The organism is Sporosarcina sp. P17b (assembly GCF_002743115.1).
Classification (GTDB): Bacteria; Bacillota; Bacilli; order Bacillales_A; family Planococcaceae; genus Sporosarcina; species Sporosarcina ureae_C.
Genome location: NZ_PDYP01000007.1, coordinates 1 through 15,449 on the forward strand (window position 1 = coordinate 1; position 15,449 = coordinate 15,449).

General features: G+C 38.9%; 12 protein-coding genes. 2 read left to right on the top strand and 10 right to left on the bottom strand.

The annotated features are described in order from the left end of the window. Positions 1-563 precede the first annotated feature (563 nt). Entirely contained in the window at positions 564-1,862 is a 1,299-nt protein-coding gene (rpoN, locus tag CSV76_RS09795) for an RNA polymerase factor sigma-54 (protein ID WP_099625469.1), read from the top strand. 219 nt (positions 1,863-2,081) lie between these two features. Here the strand turns inward: rpoN and CSV76_RS09800 are convergent, their stop codons facing one another. From CSV76_RS09800 to CSV76_RS09825, 6 genes are read right to left on the bottom strand one after another with little or no spacing between them, the layout of a single operon-like run. Beyond that, complete coding sequence (locus CSV76_RS09800) at positions 2,082-3,503, bottom strand: aldehyde dehydrogenase family protein (protein ID WP_099625470.1); 1,422 nt, start codon at positions 3,501-3,503, stop codon at positions 2,082-2,084. An 18-nt stretch (positions 3,504-3,521) separates the two neighbouring features. Continuing rightward, positions 3,522-4,274, bottom strand: coding sequence for an SDR family NAD(P)-dependent oxidoreductase (locus CSV76_RS09805; RefSeq protein WP_099625471.1), 753 nt, complete (start codon positions 4,272-4,274; stop codon positions 3,522-3,524). A gap of 22 nt (positions 4,275-4,296) precedes the next feature. After that, complete coding sequence (lpdA, locus tag CSV76_RS09810; RefSeq protein WP_099625472.1) at positions 4,297-5,676, bottom strand: dihydrolipoyl dehydrogenase; 1,380 nt, start codon at positions 5,674-5,676, stop codon at positions 4,297-4,299. 14 nt (positions 5,677-5,690) lie between these two features. Further along, positions 5,691-7,004, bottom strand: a complete 1,314-nt coding sequence (locus CSV76_RS09815; protein WP_099625473.1) for a dihydrolipoamide acetyltransferase family protein — start codon at positions 7,002-7,004, stop codon at positions 5,691-5,693. Positions 7,005-7,015: 11 nt separating this feature from the next. Continuing rightward, positions 7,016-7,996: an alpha-ketoacid dehydrogenase subunit beta gene (locus tag CSV76_RS09820; RefSeq protein ID WP_099625474.1), complete on the bottom strand. Its 981-nt coding sequence runs from the start codon at positions 7,994-7,996 to the stop codon at positions 7,016-7,018. Positions 7,997-8,015: 19 nt separating this feature from the next. Then, positions 8,016-8,999: a thiamine pyrophosphate-dependent dehydrogenase E1 component subunit alpha gene (locus CSV76_RS09825; RefSeq protein WP_099625475.1), complete on the bottom strand. Its 984-nt coding sequence runs from the start codon at positions 8,997-8,999 to the stop codon at positions 8,016-8,018. A 180-nt stretch (positions 9,000-9,179) separates the two neighbouring features. Between CSV76_RS09825 and CSV76_RS09830 the strand changes: the two genes are divergently transcribed. Next, positions 9,180-10,838 carry a sigma-54 interaction domain-containing protein gene (locus tag CSV76_RS09830; protein ID WP_099625476.1) on the top strand — a complete coding sequence of 553 codons (1,659 nt, stop codon included), beginning with the start codon at positions 9,180-9,182 and terminating at the stop codon, positions 10,836-10,838. Between the two features lie 70 nt (positions 10,839-10,908). Here the strand turns inward: CSV76_RS09830 and CSV76_RS09835 are convergent, their stop codons facing one another. From CSV76_RS09835 to CSV76_RS09850, 4 genes are all read right to left on the bottom strand, one after another. Further along, the gene (locus tag CSV76_RS09835; protein WP_099625477.1) at positions 10,909-12,174 is read right to left on the bottom strand and encodes a TRAP transporter large permease; all 1,266 of its coding nucleotides are present in this window, start codon (positions 12,172-12,174) and stop codon (positions 10,909-10,911) included. Next, positions 12,171-12,662, bottom strand: a complete 492-nt coding sequence (locus CSV76_RS09840) for a TRAP transporter small permease (protein WP_099625478.1) — start codon at positions 12,660-12,662, stop codon at positions 12,171-12,173. The genes CSV76_RS09835 and CSV76_RS09840 overlap by 4 nt, the downstream gene beginning before the upstream one ends. A 174-nt stretch (positions 12,663-12,836) precedes the next feature. Then, positions 12,837-13,895: a TRAP transporter substrate-binding protein gene (locus CSV76_RS09845; RefSeq protein WP_099625479.1), complete on the bottom strand. Its 1,059-nt coding sequence runs from the start codon at positions 13,893-13,895 to the stop codon at positions 12,837-12,839. 522 nt (positions 13,896-14,417) lie between these two features. Beyond that, positions 14,418-15,440, bottom strand: coding sequence for a zinc-dependent alcohol dehydrogenase (locus CSV76_RS09850; RefSeq protein WP_099625480.1), 1,023 nt, complete (start codon positions 15,438-15,440; stop codon positions 14,418-14,420). Positions 15,441-15,449 lie beyond the last annotated feature (9 nt).

The window sequence follows — 15,449 nt, forward strand, 5'->3', positions numbered from 1 at the left end:
AGGAAAGGAAAAGGTGAAAAATGAATTAGCCTTCGGTTTATTGGCAGTGAACTTGAGAAAGTACACTGCCAGGGAGGTAAATGTATAGAAGTCGTACAAGGATTTCTATACAAAAAGGGTTCGATCATCAAAAAACGATGATCGAACCCTTTTTTGGCTCACTTCTGGCTAGTTATGTCCCAGCCTCTTTGATGATACCTGAGGCCGGTTTCGACTTGCGTCCTTGGATACTGTTAAACCAACACTTCGGACAACCCTTGTGAAAAACTTGTGCAAAATAATTTAAGTGCATATTTTTATCTACTTACTCTTTCGATAGAGTAAGCTTTTTTAATAATACGACTTCCCTAATATCTCTGCCTATTAATTTCCACAAAATAGCACTATTTAATAATATGACGATTGTATTAGGTGATTTGTTTCGGTAATTTAAAAAAGTTTTCAAGAGGAATTTATAAACTATTATCTAAAAGTTCGCACTCTTACGAAGAGTATATGCTATAATAATAGTACATTACTGTAAGCGTTCACAAACACATACGACATTAAAGGGGGGTATCTCTATGGAGCTTGTACTCCAACAAAAACAAACACTCAATCTTTCTATGACAACTGAGTTAAGGCAAGCCATCGAACTTTTACAGTACTCCACTTATGAGTTAGAACAATATATAAGAGAGCAAGAAATCGAAAACCCTTTAATAGAACTAAAAGAAAAAGAAGATAATAATTTGTACGAGGAAAGATCACAACATCGTTCCGCTTCAACACGGACCCCCGGGATATCAATGGATGCAATCCAAGGCGGACAAAGGAATATGAGGGATGAGTTATGTGAACAAGCCAAGTTCATATATCCCGACGAACAAGTACAAAGCTTGTTGAAATACATAATTCACAATCTCGATGATAATGGCTATTTAAGCCTACATGATTATGTTCAGTTTGATGAACATGAAATCGAACAAGGAATCCACTTTCTCCAAGATATTGGCCCAATTGGGATTGGTGCTAGGAATTTAAGAGAGTGCCTGCTTCTGCAAATAACCTATGCTTCTCCAAAGTACGAATTGGCGGAACTCTTAGTGAAGTGTCACTTAGATTTGGTGGCTGAGCGTAAGTGGGATCAAATCGCTGCACGGATGAATATCTCGATGGCCCAAGTGAAAGCGCTGTATGATTTCATCCAAACGCTTAACCCGAAACCGTGTGCTTTCATTTCTGATTTTTCAACAAAATATGTCACTCCTGATATCATCGTTGAATTTAAGAAAGATGCATTTGTTTTTCGATTGAATGACGGCTATTTACCTACTATTGGTTTGAACAATGACTATACACATTATCTTAACACCAAAAATGATATGTCAAAATATATCAACTCCCAATACAAAGGTTATCAATGGCTTCTTAGCAGTATCGAACAGCGCAGAAATACAATCATTAAGATTGTAAAAGTTCTGTTGGAAAAACAAGAAGGTTTCTTTAAAAGTGGCTTTCCTTCCATGAAGCCACTTACCCTTAAAGAAGTTGCTGATGAGATTGGGATGCATGAGTCCACTGTAAGCCGTGCCACGACGAATAAAGTGATTCAGACTTCTTTCGGTTCTTTCGACCTTCGGCTACTATTCACTTCGAAACTGGAAATGGGCACTGGAGATAGCGTTTCACAAACAAAAGTAAAAGTGCTTCTTCAAAGCCTTATTGCCCGAGAGAATAAGCACAAACCTTATTCAGATCAAATAATAGCGGATCATTTTAAAACTGAAAAAGGAATCTCAATTTCAAGAAGGACAGTTAACAAGTATCGAAAAGAATTGAACATCCCATCTTCAAGTCAACGAAAAGAAATCCAAGTGTAGTTTGTAGAGATAGCAATCTATGTTTATAATGAAAAAATACCAAGGGAGGCTAAAAATCCCTTGGTATTTTTCATTATATTCCGTTCACTTTCTCACCTTTATACCTAGTCCTCGTTTTAAGTTAAATCTTCATTTTGCAGCAAGCGTGACAGCGAGTGCGCGATTGGTTTTCCAATTATTCCAAATAACGCACTCATTCAAATCCCCTATCATTATTTGTCACTCTTGATTCCACACGACTAATTTCATTTCGGTCATTTCTTCAATCGTATATTTCAACCCTTCACGAGCATTTCCGCTTTCTTTCACACCGCCGTATGGCATTTGGTCAACGCGATAGGTCGGAATGTCATTAATCATAACACCGCCAACCTCAAGCTTCTTGGCCGCATTCATTGCCGTCGAAATATCTTTCGTGAAGATTCCCGCTTGCAATCCGTATTTTGAATCATTGACGTAGTTAATACCTTCGTCTACATTTTTAACGGGATTAATGATCACAACTGGTGCAAATACCTCTCGGCAAGATACTTTCAAATCAGATGCTACGCCGACAATTGCAGTCGGCAATAAAATATTTTTGTCGATTGTCCCACCAGTAATTACTCGTCCGCCACCTGCAACCGCTTCGTCAATCCACGCCTTCGCCCGTTCTAGTTCTTCTCCAGCAATAAGCGTCGACACGTCCGTATTTTCATCCATCGGATCACCTAACACCAATTTCTCTGTCGCTTCTTTAAATTTCTCTGTAAATGACTTCAATAAATTTTCGTGTATATAAATCCTTTGGAGAGAAATACACACTTGACCTTGGTTAGAAAAAGCTCCCATGACGCATTTGGGGATGATTTTATCCAGATCTACGCCATCGTCAATAATGAGACCAGCATTTGAGCCAAGTTCCAAAGCTACTTTTTTCAAACCTGCTTTGTTACGGATTCCGATTCCTACTTCAGGACTCCCTGTAAACGTGACCATGCTCACTTTATCACTCTTGACAAGCTGATCCCCGACTAATCGACCGCTTCCAGTCACTACGTTCACTGCACCTTTTGGGACGCCGGCCTCTTCCAGTAAATCCGCAAGAAAATAAGCTGACAACGGTGTTTGAGACGCTGGTTTTAAGACAATCGTATTCCCCGCTGCAATGGCAGGTCCTACTTTATGGGCAACTAAATTCATCGGGAAATTAAAAGGCGTAATCGCGGCGACAACGCCTATTGGTTCTCTTAATGTGTAGCCTAAACGATTCGCACCATTTTCAGCGGCATCCAACGGAATCATTTCTCCTTGAATACGCTTCGCTTCTTCCGCTGCAAATTTATATGTTTCTACCGTCCGATCCACTTCCCCTAAAGAAAACTTCATCGGTTTTGCGGATTCTAAAGAAATAATTTCAGCGGCTTTCGTTCTATTCTCTTCCAATAACCTAGCTAACTTTTCAAGTATTCCAGCTTTTTCATAAGCTGTTAAATTCGCCATTACTTCTCGGTTATTATAAGCGGCATCAATCGCTGCATTTACTTGTTCTTCTGAAGCTTGAGGAATTTCGGCAATTATCTCTTCGGAGTAAGGAGATAACAAATCCGCATATGCTTCAGATTCAATCCATTCCCCATTAATAAACAACTTTTTCTTCACTTGATTTTCCCTCCACTCTTATCTTCCGAGTACACCGCCGTCTACAGGAATTAACGTACCAGTCACGTAGTCCGAAGCTGGCGCGGCCAAAAATAAAGCCACACCAGCAACATCTTCAGGTGTCCCCCATCTTTTAGATGGAATTCTAGCTTCTACTTGAGGTGCCCTCACCGGGTCATTCACAAGGTCATCGTTCATTGTCGTTAACATATAGCCCGGCGCAATGGCATTCACCTGAATCCCATACCCAGCCCATTCATTTGATAATGACTTCGTCAATTGTAACACCGCACCTTTACTCGTTGAATAAGCAACCGCGTTAAAACCACCTAACACGGAAAGAATGGACCCCATATTAATAATTTTACCGGAACCTTGCTTTTTCATTTCTGTTGCGGCCAGACGTGATAATTCAAAAACTGCAGTGACATTTAGCCCCATAATTCTATGCCAGCTTCCTAAGGAAACCTCAAACGCGGGGTTTCTATCCATTAAACCCGCACAGTTCACTAAAATATCAACAGTGCCCCCTAGCTTCTCCAACGCTTCTTCAAAGGACTGTTTTAAACTAGTCATATCCAATAAGTTCCCTTTAACGGCGTGCACTTTTACATCATTGGTTTTAAATTTACTTGGCATGTTCACTATGTCGCCTGAAATATCTATTACCGCAACCTCGACACCGGCCTCGTGAAAAGCCTTCACCATTGAAAATCCTAATCCTTGAGAACCACCAGTAATAATGGCTTTTTTACCGTTTAACTTAAACATAAACGCACCTTCTCATAAGTTATTAAGAATGAATTCCTTTACCGACAAGCGCATTTGCAGATTCTAGTAATACTTCAGAAAGTGACGGATGAGGCTGTACCATTTGCGCAAGCTCATCGACAGTGCCTTCCAAATACATATAAGCCGATGATTGGCCAATCATTTCAGTGACGTGGGCGCCAATCATGACAGTGCCTAATACTTCACCATACTTTTCGTCAATCATTACTTTAGAAAAACCCGTTGCTTCACCCATCGCTAACGCTTTTCCATTCCCTGAAAAAGAATAGACATTCACTTTATACTTAATTCCTTTTCCTTTCAATTCCGCCTCGCTCATTCCAACACTAGCGACTTGCGGGTTTGTATATATACAGCGGGGCATGACGTTATAATTCATCTTTTCTTTATTCCCGTCTAAGTTGCTGACGGCCGTTAACCCTTCAGCACTTGCAACATGCGCCAATTGCAATCCACCGATTACGTCACCTACGGCAAAATAACCTTTTTCACTCGTTTCCAAATAATCATTGACCGCAATATGCGCGCCGTCCATTTTAAAATTCAATTCAGAAACAGCAGCAAGATTTGGCTTACGTCCAACCGCCAAAAGTACCTCATCCGCAACGAGTGTTTCGGATTTTCCTTCTGTAGTAAAGAGACTAATTGTTTTTCCACCATTAATTTCTTGAACAGATGTCACTTGACATTTCGTCAATATATTTACACCCTTTTCCTTCAAGCTTTTCAGCAATACTTTCGAAGCATCCTCATCTTCTGTCGGAATAATTCTATCACCGAGTTCGACAATCGTAACTTTCGTCTCCAAGCTGGTAAAAATATTCGCGAATTCGACTCCGATGACACCACCCCCTACAATAACAATCGATTTAGGTATTTCCGTTATATCGAAAACCGTATCTGTTGTATGGTAATTGACGGCACTAAGGCCATCAATCGGTGGGACGACAGGCTGACTGCCTGTCGCGATGATGATTTTCTCTCCGGTAATCTGTTTCGTTTCATTTTCGGTTTGGACGGTTACTTTTTTATCGGCATGAATCGTTCCAAAGCCGTTATAGACATCAATTTTCCCTTTGCTTAATAAATAAGCAATCCCACCTCTTAAAGTGGCAATGACGTTATCTTTACGCGCAAACATATCTTTCAAGGAAAAGGTTAAGTTATCCGCCTTGATTCCCCAGTTTTCGGCTTTTTTAATATCCTCTATAATCTCAGCATGTCTCAGTAATGTTTTGGACGGAATACATCCTCTATTTAAACATGTACCGCCTAAATGATCCGCTTCGACAAGTGCAGTTCGCTTTCCATTATTCGCAGCTCTAAGGGCAGCAACGTATCCGCCCGGGCCACCGCCGACAATAATTACATCATACGACATTTACTGTCACCACCTTATATCATTAATTTGAAGGGATTTTCCAAGACTTCTTTTAATTCTGTTAAAAATGCCGCTGCTGGAGCACCATCTACGATTCGGTGATCGAACGACAAGCTTAAACTCATCATCGAACGAATCGCTAAATCATCATTCACGACGACCGATTTTTTCTGAATGCGTCCTACACCTAAAATCGCGGCATTCGGACTGTTAATAATCGGTGTGAATCCATCTACGGCATACATACCCAAGTTACTAATCGTAAATGTGCTACCTTGCATTTGATCTGGAGACAGTTTTCCTTCGCGGGCCTTCATACCAATGCTTTTCGTTTCCCTTGTAAGTGCCGCTAAACCTTTTTCATCTACGTTTTGAAGAACCGGAACGACCAAGCCATCAGGAACTGCCACAGCCATACCAATATGAACATTCGGATGATAGACAATTTCATTTCCTTCGAGTGAAACATTCATGTTTGGATGTTGCTTCAACGCAAACGCTGTCGCTTTCATCAAAATATCATTGAATGATATTCTTAGACCTTCAACCTTCTCAATGACTGGCAGTAAGTCTTGTCGGAGAGACACACAATTAGTCATATCGATTTCCGATAAGAGGGTTACATGCGGTGCAGTGTAAGCACTCTCGGAAATTCTGTTCGCGATTACTTTGCGCATTCCTTTGAAAGGTACTCGTTTGCCCGCCTGTTCCTCGACCTCGTTATTCGCAACAGGATTGGATACAAGGTCTCCTTTAAGCACTTTTCCATTAGGACCCGTTCCAGCAATGTTTTTATAATCTATACCTTGGTCATTAGCAATTTTCTTCGCAAGTGGCGTAATGCGCTTCGCATTCGCTTCTATATAGCTTTCAACATCCTTTTTTTGAGTTCGACCGAGTGGTCCTGTGCCCACAATGTCTCTTAAACCGACCTCATTATTTTCTGCCAATTTTCGCGCAGCCGGCGTTCTTCTAATCTTTTCTCCTGGTTCGCGTACTACTTGCGGTTCAGCCGCTGATTGTACAGGTGTTTCTTCAGCTGTTGCAGAAGGATTCAACGAGTCACTTCCCAAACCTTCGACATTTTCACCTTCTTCGCCCATATAAGCGACGACTTCATGCACGTTTACTGTTGCTCCCGCATCATATATTGTTTTCAATAAGTAACCCGTTGTCTCCGCTTCAATCTCCATAACAATTTTATCGGTTTGAATTTCAGCAATCGGATCACCTTCTTCTATTAACTCGCCAACTTGAACTAACCAGGAGACAATCGTACCTTCTTCCATTGTGGCACCTAATTTAGGCATAACTACTTCTATTGCCATCTTGACACCCCTTACTTATTCATTAATTTTCTACATTCTGCAATAATATCATCCATTTGTGGAATCGCTGCTTTTTCTAATGTCGGGTTATACGGAATTGGAGTAGCCAACCCACCTAAACGTCTGATTGGTGCATCTAAGTAGTCAAACACATCACTTTCCGCAATCATGCTAACGATTTCAGCACCATATCCGCCTCTTTTTACCGCTTCATAGACTACGAGTACTCGGCTTGTTTTCTTAACCGATTGTAAAATAGTTTCTGTATCCAACGGCACTAATGTTCGTGGATCAATGACTTCTACACTAATTCCTTCTTTTTCAAGTTCTTCTGCTGCTTCAAGTGCTTTATTGACCATAATTGCTGTCGCTACAATTGTAATATCTGAACCTTCTTTTTTTATATCTGCTTGTCCCAATGGAATCTCATAGTCTTCTTCTGGCACCTCGCATTTAGTCCCATAAAGAAGTTTATGCTCGTAAAATAAAACCGGGTTATTATCTCTAATCGCCGCTTTCATTAATCCTTTAGCATCATAAGCATTCGATGGCTGTACCACTTTCAAGCCTGGCACATGCGTCATCCATGCTTCTAAACTTTGTGAGTGCTGTGCCGCAAACCCAGCACCCGAGCCACCTGGGAGTCTAATAACGACAGGAACTTGAGCCTTCCCTCCGTACATATAACGCGTTTTAGCCGCCTGATTCACAATGTTATCCATCGCAATCATAATAAAGTCTGAAAACTGAAGTTCCAAAATAGGACGCATGCCTGTCATAGCCGCGCCAACTGCACATCCACTAATTGCCGCTTCGGAAATAGGCGTATTTCGTACCCGCTCTGGGCCAAATTCTTCAATCATACCATTTGTTAAACCGAAAGCGCCTCCATAAATACCGATATCTTCACCTAGAATGAAAACATCTTCATCTTTGCGCATCTCTTGACTCATCGATTCTCTAATTGCTTCTAAGTACGTAATTTCTCTCATACCATTCATCACCTTTCAATTATGCGAAAATATCATCCATTAATGTATCCAGACCTGGTTCTTTACTATTCTCAGCGAATTCTACCGCTTCATCCATTTCCGCTTGAACCTTTTTAACGAACTCTTCGTACTCGTCATCTGTTAGGATGTCCTGTGCAAGCAGATTATCTTTGAAAGACGCAATTGGATCTTTCATTTGTCTCCACTCTTTCTCTTCATCCCGCGTACGGTATTTCCTTGCATCACTTCGTGAATGCCCTCTCCATCTATACGTTTTAGCTTCAATTAAAGTTGGACCTTCACCATTTCTCGCACGTTCAACTGCTCTTTCTGTCGCTTCTACAACTGCTAGTACATCATTCCCGTCAATTGTTTCACTTGGAATGCCGTAAGATGCACCACGCTCTGAGATGTTTTCGATATTGGTCATTTCTTTGATAGATCCTGACATTCCGTATAAATTGTTTTCACAAAAGAACACAACAGGCAAATCCCAAACAGATGCTAGGTTGAGAGCTTCATGGAAAGCGCCTTCATTTGTCGCACCATCACCAAAGAATGACACCACAACGTAACCTAAATCTTTCATTTTTGATGTTAAAGCTGCACCTGTCGCCAAAGGTAAACCTGCTGCAACAATTCCGTTCGCACCTAAATTACCTACATCCAAGTCAGCGATATGCATCGAACCGCCCTTACCTTTACAATAACCCGTTTCTTTTCCAAGTAACTCGGCCATCATTCCTTTTACGCCAGTGCCTTTTGCAAGACTATGCCCATGACCGCGGTGATTACTCGTGATTTTATCTCCTTTCGTTAACGGTACACAAGCACCGACTGCCGTTGCTTCCTGCCCGATACATAAATGCATTGTTCCGTGAATCTTGCCTTGTTGGAATAGTTTTTCTACTGTTTCTTCAAAGCTTCTAATTACCATCATGTCGTATAACATGGTTTTGAGTTGCTCAGGTGAATGTGAAGTCTCTTTAATTAAGTTAGACATTATATTACCTCCTGGATTTTCTTTTTCTTTAAAGTTTCTGTCATCTATATTATAATGCAATTTCCGTGCCAACTTTTAACTCCCAATTCCCCTACCTTTTAATTACAATGTGATGTATTATTAGATATACTGATGTATATAATCATCACTTAAAATTCGGTGATGCAAGGAGGAATTATAATGGACGATTTAGCGCGAAAAATTAGACTCATTGGGGTTCTTATTATTAACAAAAAGGGGGAACTGCTTTATTCCAATTCGATTGCAAAAAGATATAACTATTATTTTGAAAGCATTATAGATTTTGCTTTAAATGACACTGAATCCTATTGCCTGGTAAACTATCCTGCAGAAATAACCTCTTACGCAGATAATAAAAAAACCGTTATTTTAATTAACCCCAAGATCGACTTGGTTAAATTAAAAAAGGAAATTGAATCTTTACAAAACGTAAGAAACGAATTAAACGAAGTTATTAATTCCTCTTTTGACGGAATCGTCATTTGTGATAGTGATGGCATTATCGTTCATCAAAATCCGTCCTATGAAAAAATTACCGGCTTATCAACCAAAGATTGTATAGGACGAAGTTTGAAAGAGCTTGAAGAAGAAGGTGTAATTGATGCTTCAGCCTCCCTAAAAGCACTCGCGGAAAATAAAGATGTAACGATTATCCAAAAAATTAGTACTGGACCCACTGTTCTTGTTTCTGCTGTACCAATCAGAAATAAGAATGGCGGAATTGAAAAAGTTGTTAATAACGTTAGAGACTTAACTCACTTGAATACTCTTGAATCAGAGATACAGCAATTAGAGCAACAAAATCAACAAATTCACGAGGAATTGGAATTTCTAAAAGAGCAAAATGATCCACAGTCTTCCATAATTGCACATTCGGATATGATGAAAGACGTACTAAGTCGAGCACTAAGGGTCGCACATATTGATTCAGGTGTTCTTATTCAAGGAGATACAGGTGTAGGGAAAGAAAAATTTGTTGAATTAATCCACCGTCACAGTCTTAGAAGAGATTCTCCTTTAATTAAAATTAATTGTGGGGCGATACCCGAGTCATTATTGGAGTCCGAACTATTTGGTTACGAATCTGGTTCCTTCACTGGTGCCAATCAAAAAGGAAAGGCTGGGCTCTTTGAAGTCGCAAATGGTGGAACAATATTTTTAGATGAAATCGGTGAAATGCCCCGACAACTTCAAGTTAAATTACTGCGCGTATTACAGGAATATGAAATTACTAGGGTAGGTGGAACAACACCTATCCCCGTCGATATTCGTATTATTGCTGCAACACATCGTAATTTACCTGAAATGATAGTCGAAGGTGGATTCAGGGAAGATTTATATTACCGTCTCAATATCATTCCGATTACAATACCACCTTTAAAAGATAGAACAGATGATATTATTCCACTCATTTATCATTTCCTAAATGGAATTAACCATAAATATGGACTTAATCGAACATTTTCAAACGAGGCTTTGCACGCCTTCACGAACCACGATTGGCCAGGAAACGTTCGAGAATTACAAAACCTAGTCGAAAGAATTACTTTAATGAGTTCAAATTCAGAGATTAGTTTAAATGATTTACAAAAAGAACTGCAATTTAACAAAGGTGTACAATTTAATTTCACAGAGCAAACGTTAGATAACGAAAATGGTGAGATTGAACCACTAAAATCGCGCATGGAATCTTTTGAAGCGCAAATTATTAAAGATGCTATTGGTAACTTTCCAAGCATTCGGCAGGCCGCTACTGCTTTAAAAGTCGACCAATCAACACTTGTGAGAAAAATGCAGAAATACGAGATTGAAAGATAGTAAAGTTAAAAATTACTTAATAAGAATAATTTAAAAAGGAAGAGGAAATTCTTCTTCCTTTTTAATAACCCTAAAAGAATTTAAACCATATAGAGAATATAGGCATGAAACTGATAAGTAACGTCGCAATGAACATGACGACAACAAACGGAATGATGGATATACTAATATCCTTTATCGAAATCCCTGAGATTTGTGCAGAAGCAAATAAATTCAGACCTACAGGCGGTGTAATTAACCCAATTGCCAAGTTTACAACCATTATAATTCCGAAATGGATTGGATCGATTCCAGCAGTTACTGCTAACGGTAAAAGTAATGGTGTTAATATTAAAATCGCAGCGGAACCTTCCATGAACATACCAACAACGAGTAAAATCAAGTTAATGACAATCAGGAATACATATGGATTGCCCGTTACGTTTGATAATAGATCAGCGATTAAATCCGGAATGTAGTTAATTTGAATAAAGAAACTAAATAAGCCAGATGTCGCGATTATGACCATAATGATTGAAGTAGTTACTGAAGAGTCTATTAATGTTTTAATTATATTCGCAATGCTTAACTCGCGGTAAATAAAACCTGCTAGTAAAGCATATACAACCGCTATTACAGACGCTTCTGTCGGTGTGAAAATCCCGCTGTAAATTCCCCCCAAAACAATTACTGGCATAATCAAAGCTGGGATTGCTTCCACGAATGCTTTTAAAATGTCCTTAAACGAACTTTTTTCACTCTTAAATAATTTGTTTTTCTTTGAGTAGAAATAAGATAAAATAATTAAGAAAGAAGTAATAATCGTTCCTGGGATAATACCAGCTAAGAACATATCGCTTACAGATACTTGTGCTGAAATACCATATAAAATCAGAGGTATACTCGGCGGGATGATAATACCCAAAGCACCCGAAGCAGCTAACGTACTACTTGTAAAACCTTTTGGATAACCTTTAGCAATCATAGTAGGTATTAAAATTGTTCCTATTGTGATAACTGTTGCTGTACCAGAACCTGAAATTGCAGCGAAGAACATTGCTGTAATAATAGCAACTACAGCTAAGCCGCCCGTTAAATGCCCGACTAATGTCATTGCAAAATTTACAAGTCTTTTCGCTATACCACTCGATTGCATTAAACCACCCGCTAAAATGAAAAATGGGATAGCCATTAACGGAAATGAGTTAACTGCAATTAAAACACGTTGTGGTACAACTGCTAAGTCCAATGACGGATGCAACAGAATACCAAATACCGAGGAAAGACCCAAGGCAAATGCAACTGGCACACTTAAAAATAATAATACAACGAGTGAGAGAAAGAACAATATAATCATTTCTTCACCTCCCGCAATATGCCCCAAATATTAAATCCAGCGTTCATTAAAATTAACAAACCACCAAAAGGCATTGCAAAGTACATCCAGAACATGGAGACACCTAACCCTGGTAATGTTTGGTCAGCTACATTTAAGGCTAGTCCATATCCGTAAAAGACCAAAATCACACAAAATATAGCTGAAAAACCATTCGTTATTATACTTAACATGAGCTTTGCATTACCTTTTAGTATGTCTGGAAGTACTTCGATTGCTAATAATTGCCCACGTCCTAGCGCAATCGCAGAACCCATTAAAATAATGTAAACCATTAATATCCTGGCTAGCTCCTCTGACCACGACGTTGAACTGCCCATCACGAACCTACTAAAAACTTGATAAAAGATAACGATTACCATGACAGATAAAAAAAGCGCAAGTACATAGCCGATAAACTTGTTCAGTTTTTCCATTGCATTATTACAAATTGTGTATGCTTTACCCATGAATACGCCTTCTTTCTACCATAAATATATGAAACGAAAGCCTAATGATTTCGTTACTCAAAATACTTCAATATAAAAATAAAAAGGGAGACAGATTTGAAATGACTCACTTACCCTCATATTCTCCCTTTAATATTTTTAGCTGATTTTCATATCTATTAGATGACTACTTAATTAGTAATCGCTTTTCGCATCTTGTACTTTCTTAATTAGATCTTCACCAATAGTCGATGACCATTTTTCGTAAACGCCTTCAACTTTATCCAAATACTTTTGCTTTTCTTCATCCGAGAATTCAATAATTTCCATACCGCCTTCAGTTCCTAAATATTCTTTAGAAGAAGCGTACATTTCGTCAATTCTTATTCTACCTTGTTCCTTACCGTATTCAGCTGCTTCTAAAAGAGCTGCCTGATGCTCTTCTGATAATGAATTAAATTTGTCTAAACTCATTGAAATTGGTGCCGCTACAAAACGTGCATCCAAAATCGTTACAGAATCTTGAATATCATCAAAGCCACCTGTTTCTAGAACCATAAGCGCTTGGTCGTGACCATCAATAACCCCTTGTTGCAAGCTTGTGTATACTTCCGGCCAAGCCATTGGCGTTGGAATAGCACCAACCGCTTTCCAAGTATCGATTTGAACTTCACTTTCTTGTACACGAATTTTATAGCCTTTTAAATCTTCAACAGTTTTGATTTCTTTACCTGTACTACCTATAACAACAAAACCATTTTCAACCCAAGATAAAATTTTAACATTCGCTGCTTCTTCAAAAACTTGCGCCAACTCGTCTCCTACTTCACCATCTAACATAGCTCGTGCATGAGCTGAGTTTTTAAACAAGTATGGTAAGTCAAACATATACATTTTTTCATCAAAGACGCCCATTGGACCGCTTGATTGAAGTGCTAGGTCTAATGTGTTTTGCCCCATCATTTCATACACTTCACGTTCTCCACCGAAAGCATTACTATAATGGATTTTCACTTCTAATTCGTCGTTTGTTAGTTCTTCTAGTTTTAATTTGAACGCTTGCGCACCTGCATCATTTTTCGTACCTTGTCCTTCAGGTAAACTCATGTTTAACACGATGCTTCCTTCTTTACTTTCCTTCTTTGGTTCTTTGCTTTCTGTTGATTCAGCATCACCATCATTGTTTCCACCTAGTCCACATGCCGCCAATACTAATACGAGTGATAACATTGCTAAGAATAATACTTTTTTCATTTTCATTCCTCTTTTCTAAAATTTTATGTTTGTAATCTTGCTGTTTAATCGGATAGTACCACTTTTACAGGGGCTATTAAACATACTAAAATAACGTCTTCTGAAACCTTAACTAGAAACAAAAAGTAATTGTAAACGCTTTCCCTTTTGGCATAAAGTAGAATATTTCTAGCTACATCCCTATGTGCCTTCCGCGATCCAAAGACTTAACTAGGCATACACTTTTTGTTATTCGTCTTTTACTTTTATCGGTAACACTTTATAATCTATTCCGTTAATACTTTTCCTCCTTCTACAATCCCTGTTGCCTAATTACTAATGCAAATATCGTGCCAACTTTTAATTCTCTATTTATTAATTCAACTTTTCTTTATTCAAATGTAGGTACGAGCGGGATAAGGGCTTGTACATAAATAATTCAATTTCGACTAATTCACTTTATTCACTTTCTTTATCAAGTAACTTTTATAAAAGATGATGCCTTTATGCAATGAAGCGATGTAAAATAACATCGCTTCATTACTACTTATTCGGAATAAGCAACGTTTTATAACCTACCTTGTCCTTTACTAATTGAATACCTCTTTCCCAATCACTCAGTTCTACCCTATTCGAGATTAATGGTCCGACATCTACTAATTTATTCTCCAACAAGTTCAATGCAATTCGCCATGATGTCGGTTCAGTAGCAAAACCATTTGAATAGTGAAGTTCTTTCATCAGCACCAAATCAGAGTTAAATTTAATGTCTTTTCCGAATAAACCCATTTGAATTAAATTTCCTTGCTTCTTTAGTAAATGAATGCAATTATCCAAAGAATTTTCATGACCAGCACATTCAATGGCGACATCAATTGAATAGTTCTCCATCACCCGCTGCATACTTTCCTCACCGTCTATGACAACCGTTTCAATAGCGCCTAATTTTTTCGCAAACGCTAGCCGCTCATGATCCGCTTTTGTTCCTGCAACAATGACACGACCACCATTTGCTTTCGCAACTAGTAAAGCAAGCATCCCAATTGTTCCAGGACCCGATACTAATACTAAATCGCCGCCTTGCACATTTCCACGTTCCATTATACAGCGAACTGCACACGCCAAAGGTTCCGTCAATGCTGCCTCATCAAGTGAGACCTCATCTGGTATTTTAAATGCGATTTTCTCAGGTATTGTAATATACTCTGCGAATGCACCATCTATTTGCGAACCAATCGATTGTTTTTCCTTACAAAGCATAAGTAAACCTTGGTCACAATACACACACTTTCCACACGTAGAAGCGGCCGTTAGGGAAACAACCCGATCCCCTATAGCGAAATCCAATACTTCGCTTCCCACTTCAACAACAATTCCGGAATATTCATGCCCAAGAACAACTGGTGGGGTATATGGATATTCATCCGCCATAATGTGAAGATCTGTCCCACAAATACCAGCAGCATGTATCTTTACTAATAATTCCTTTTCACTTAATGCCTTTGACTTTATTTCCGTTAATTTAACACCTGAAAAACCCTTTTCAAACTTTACTAGCCCTTTCATTTTATACCC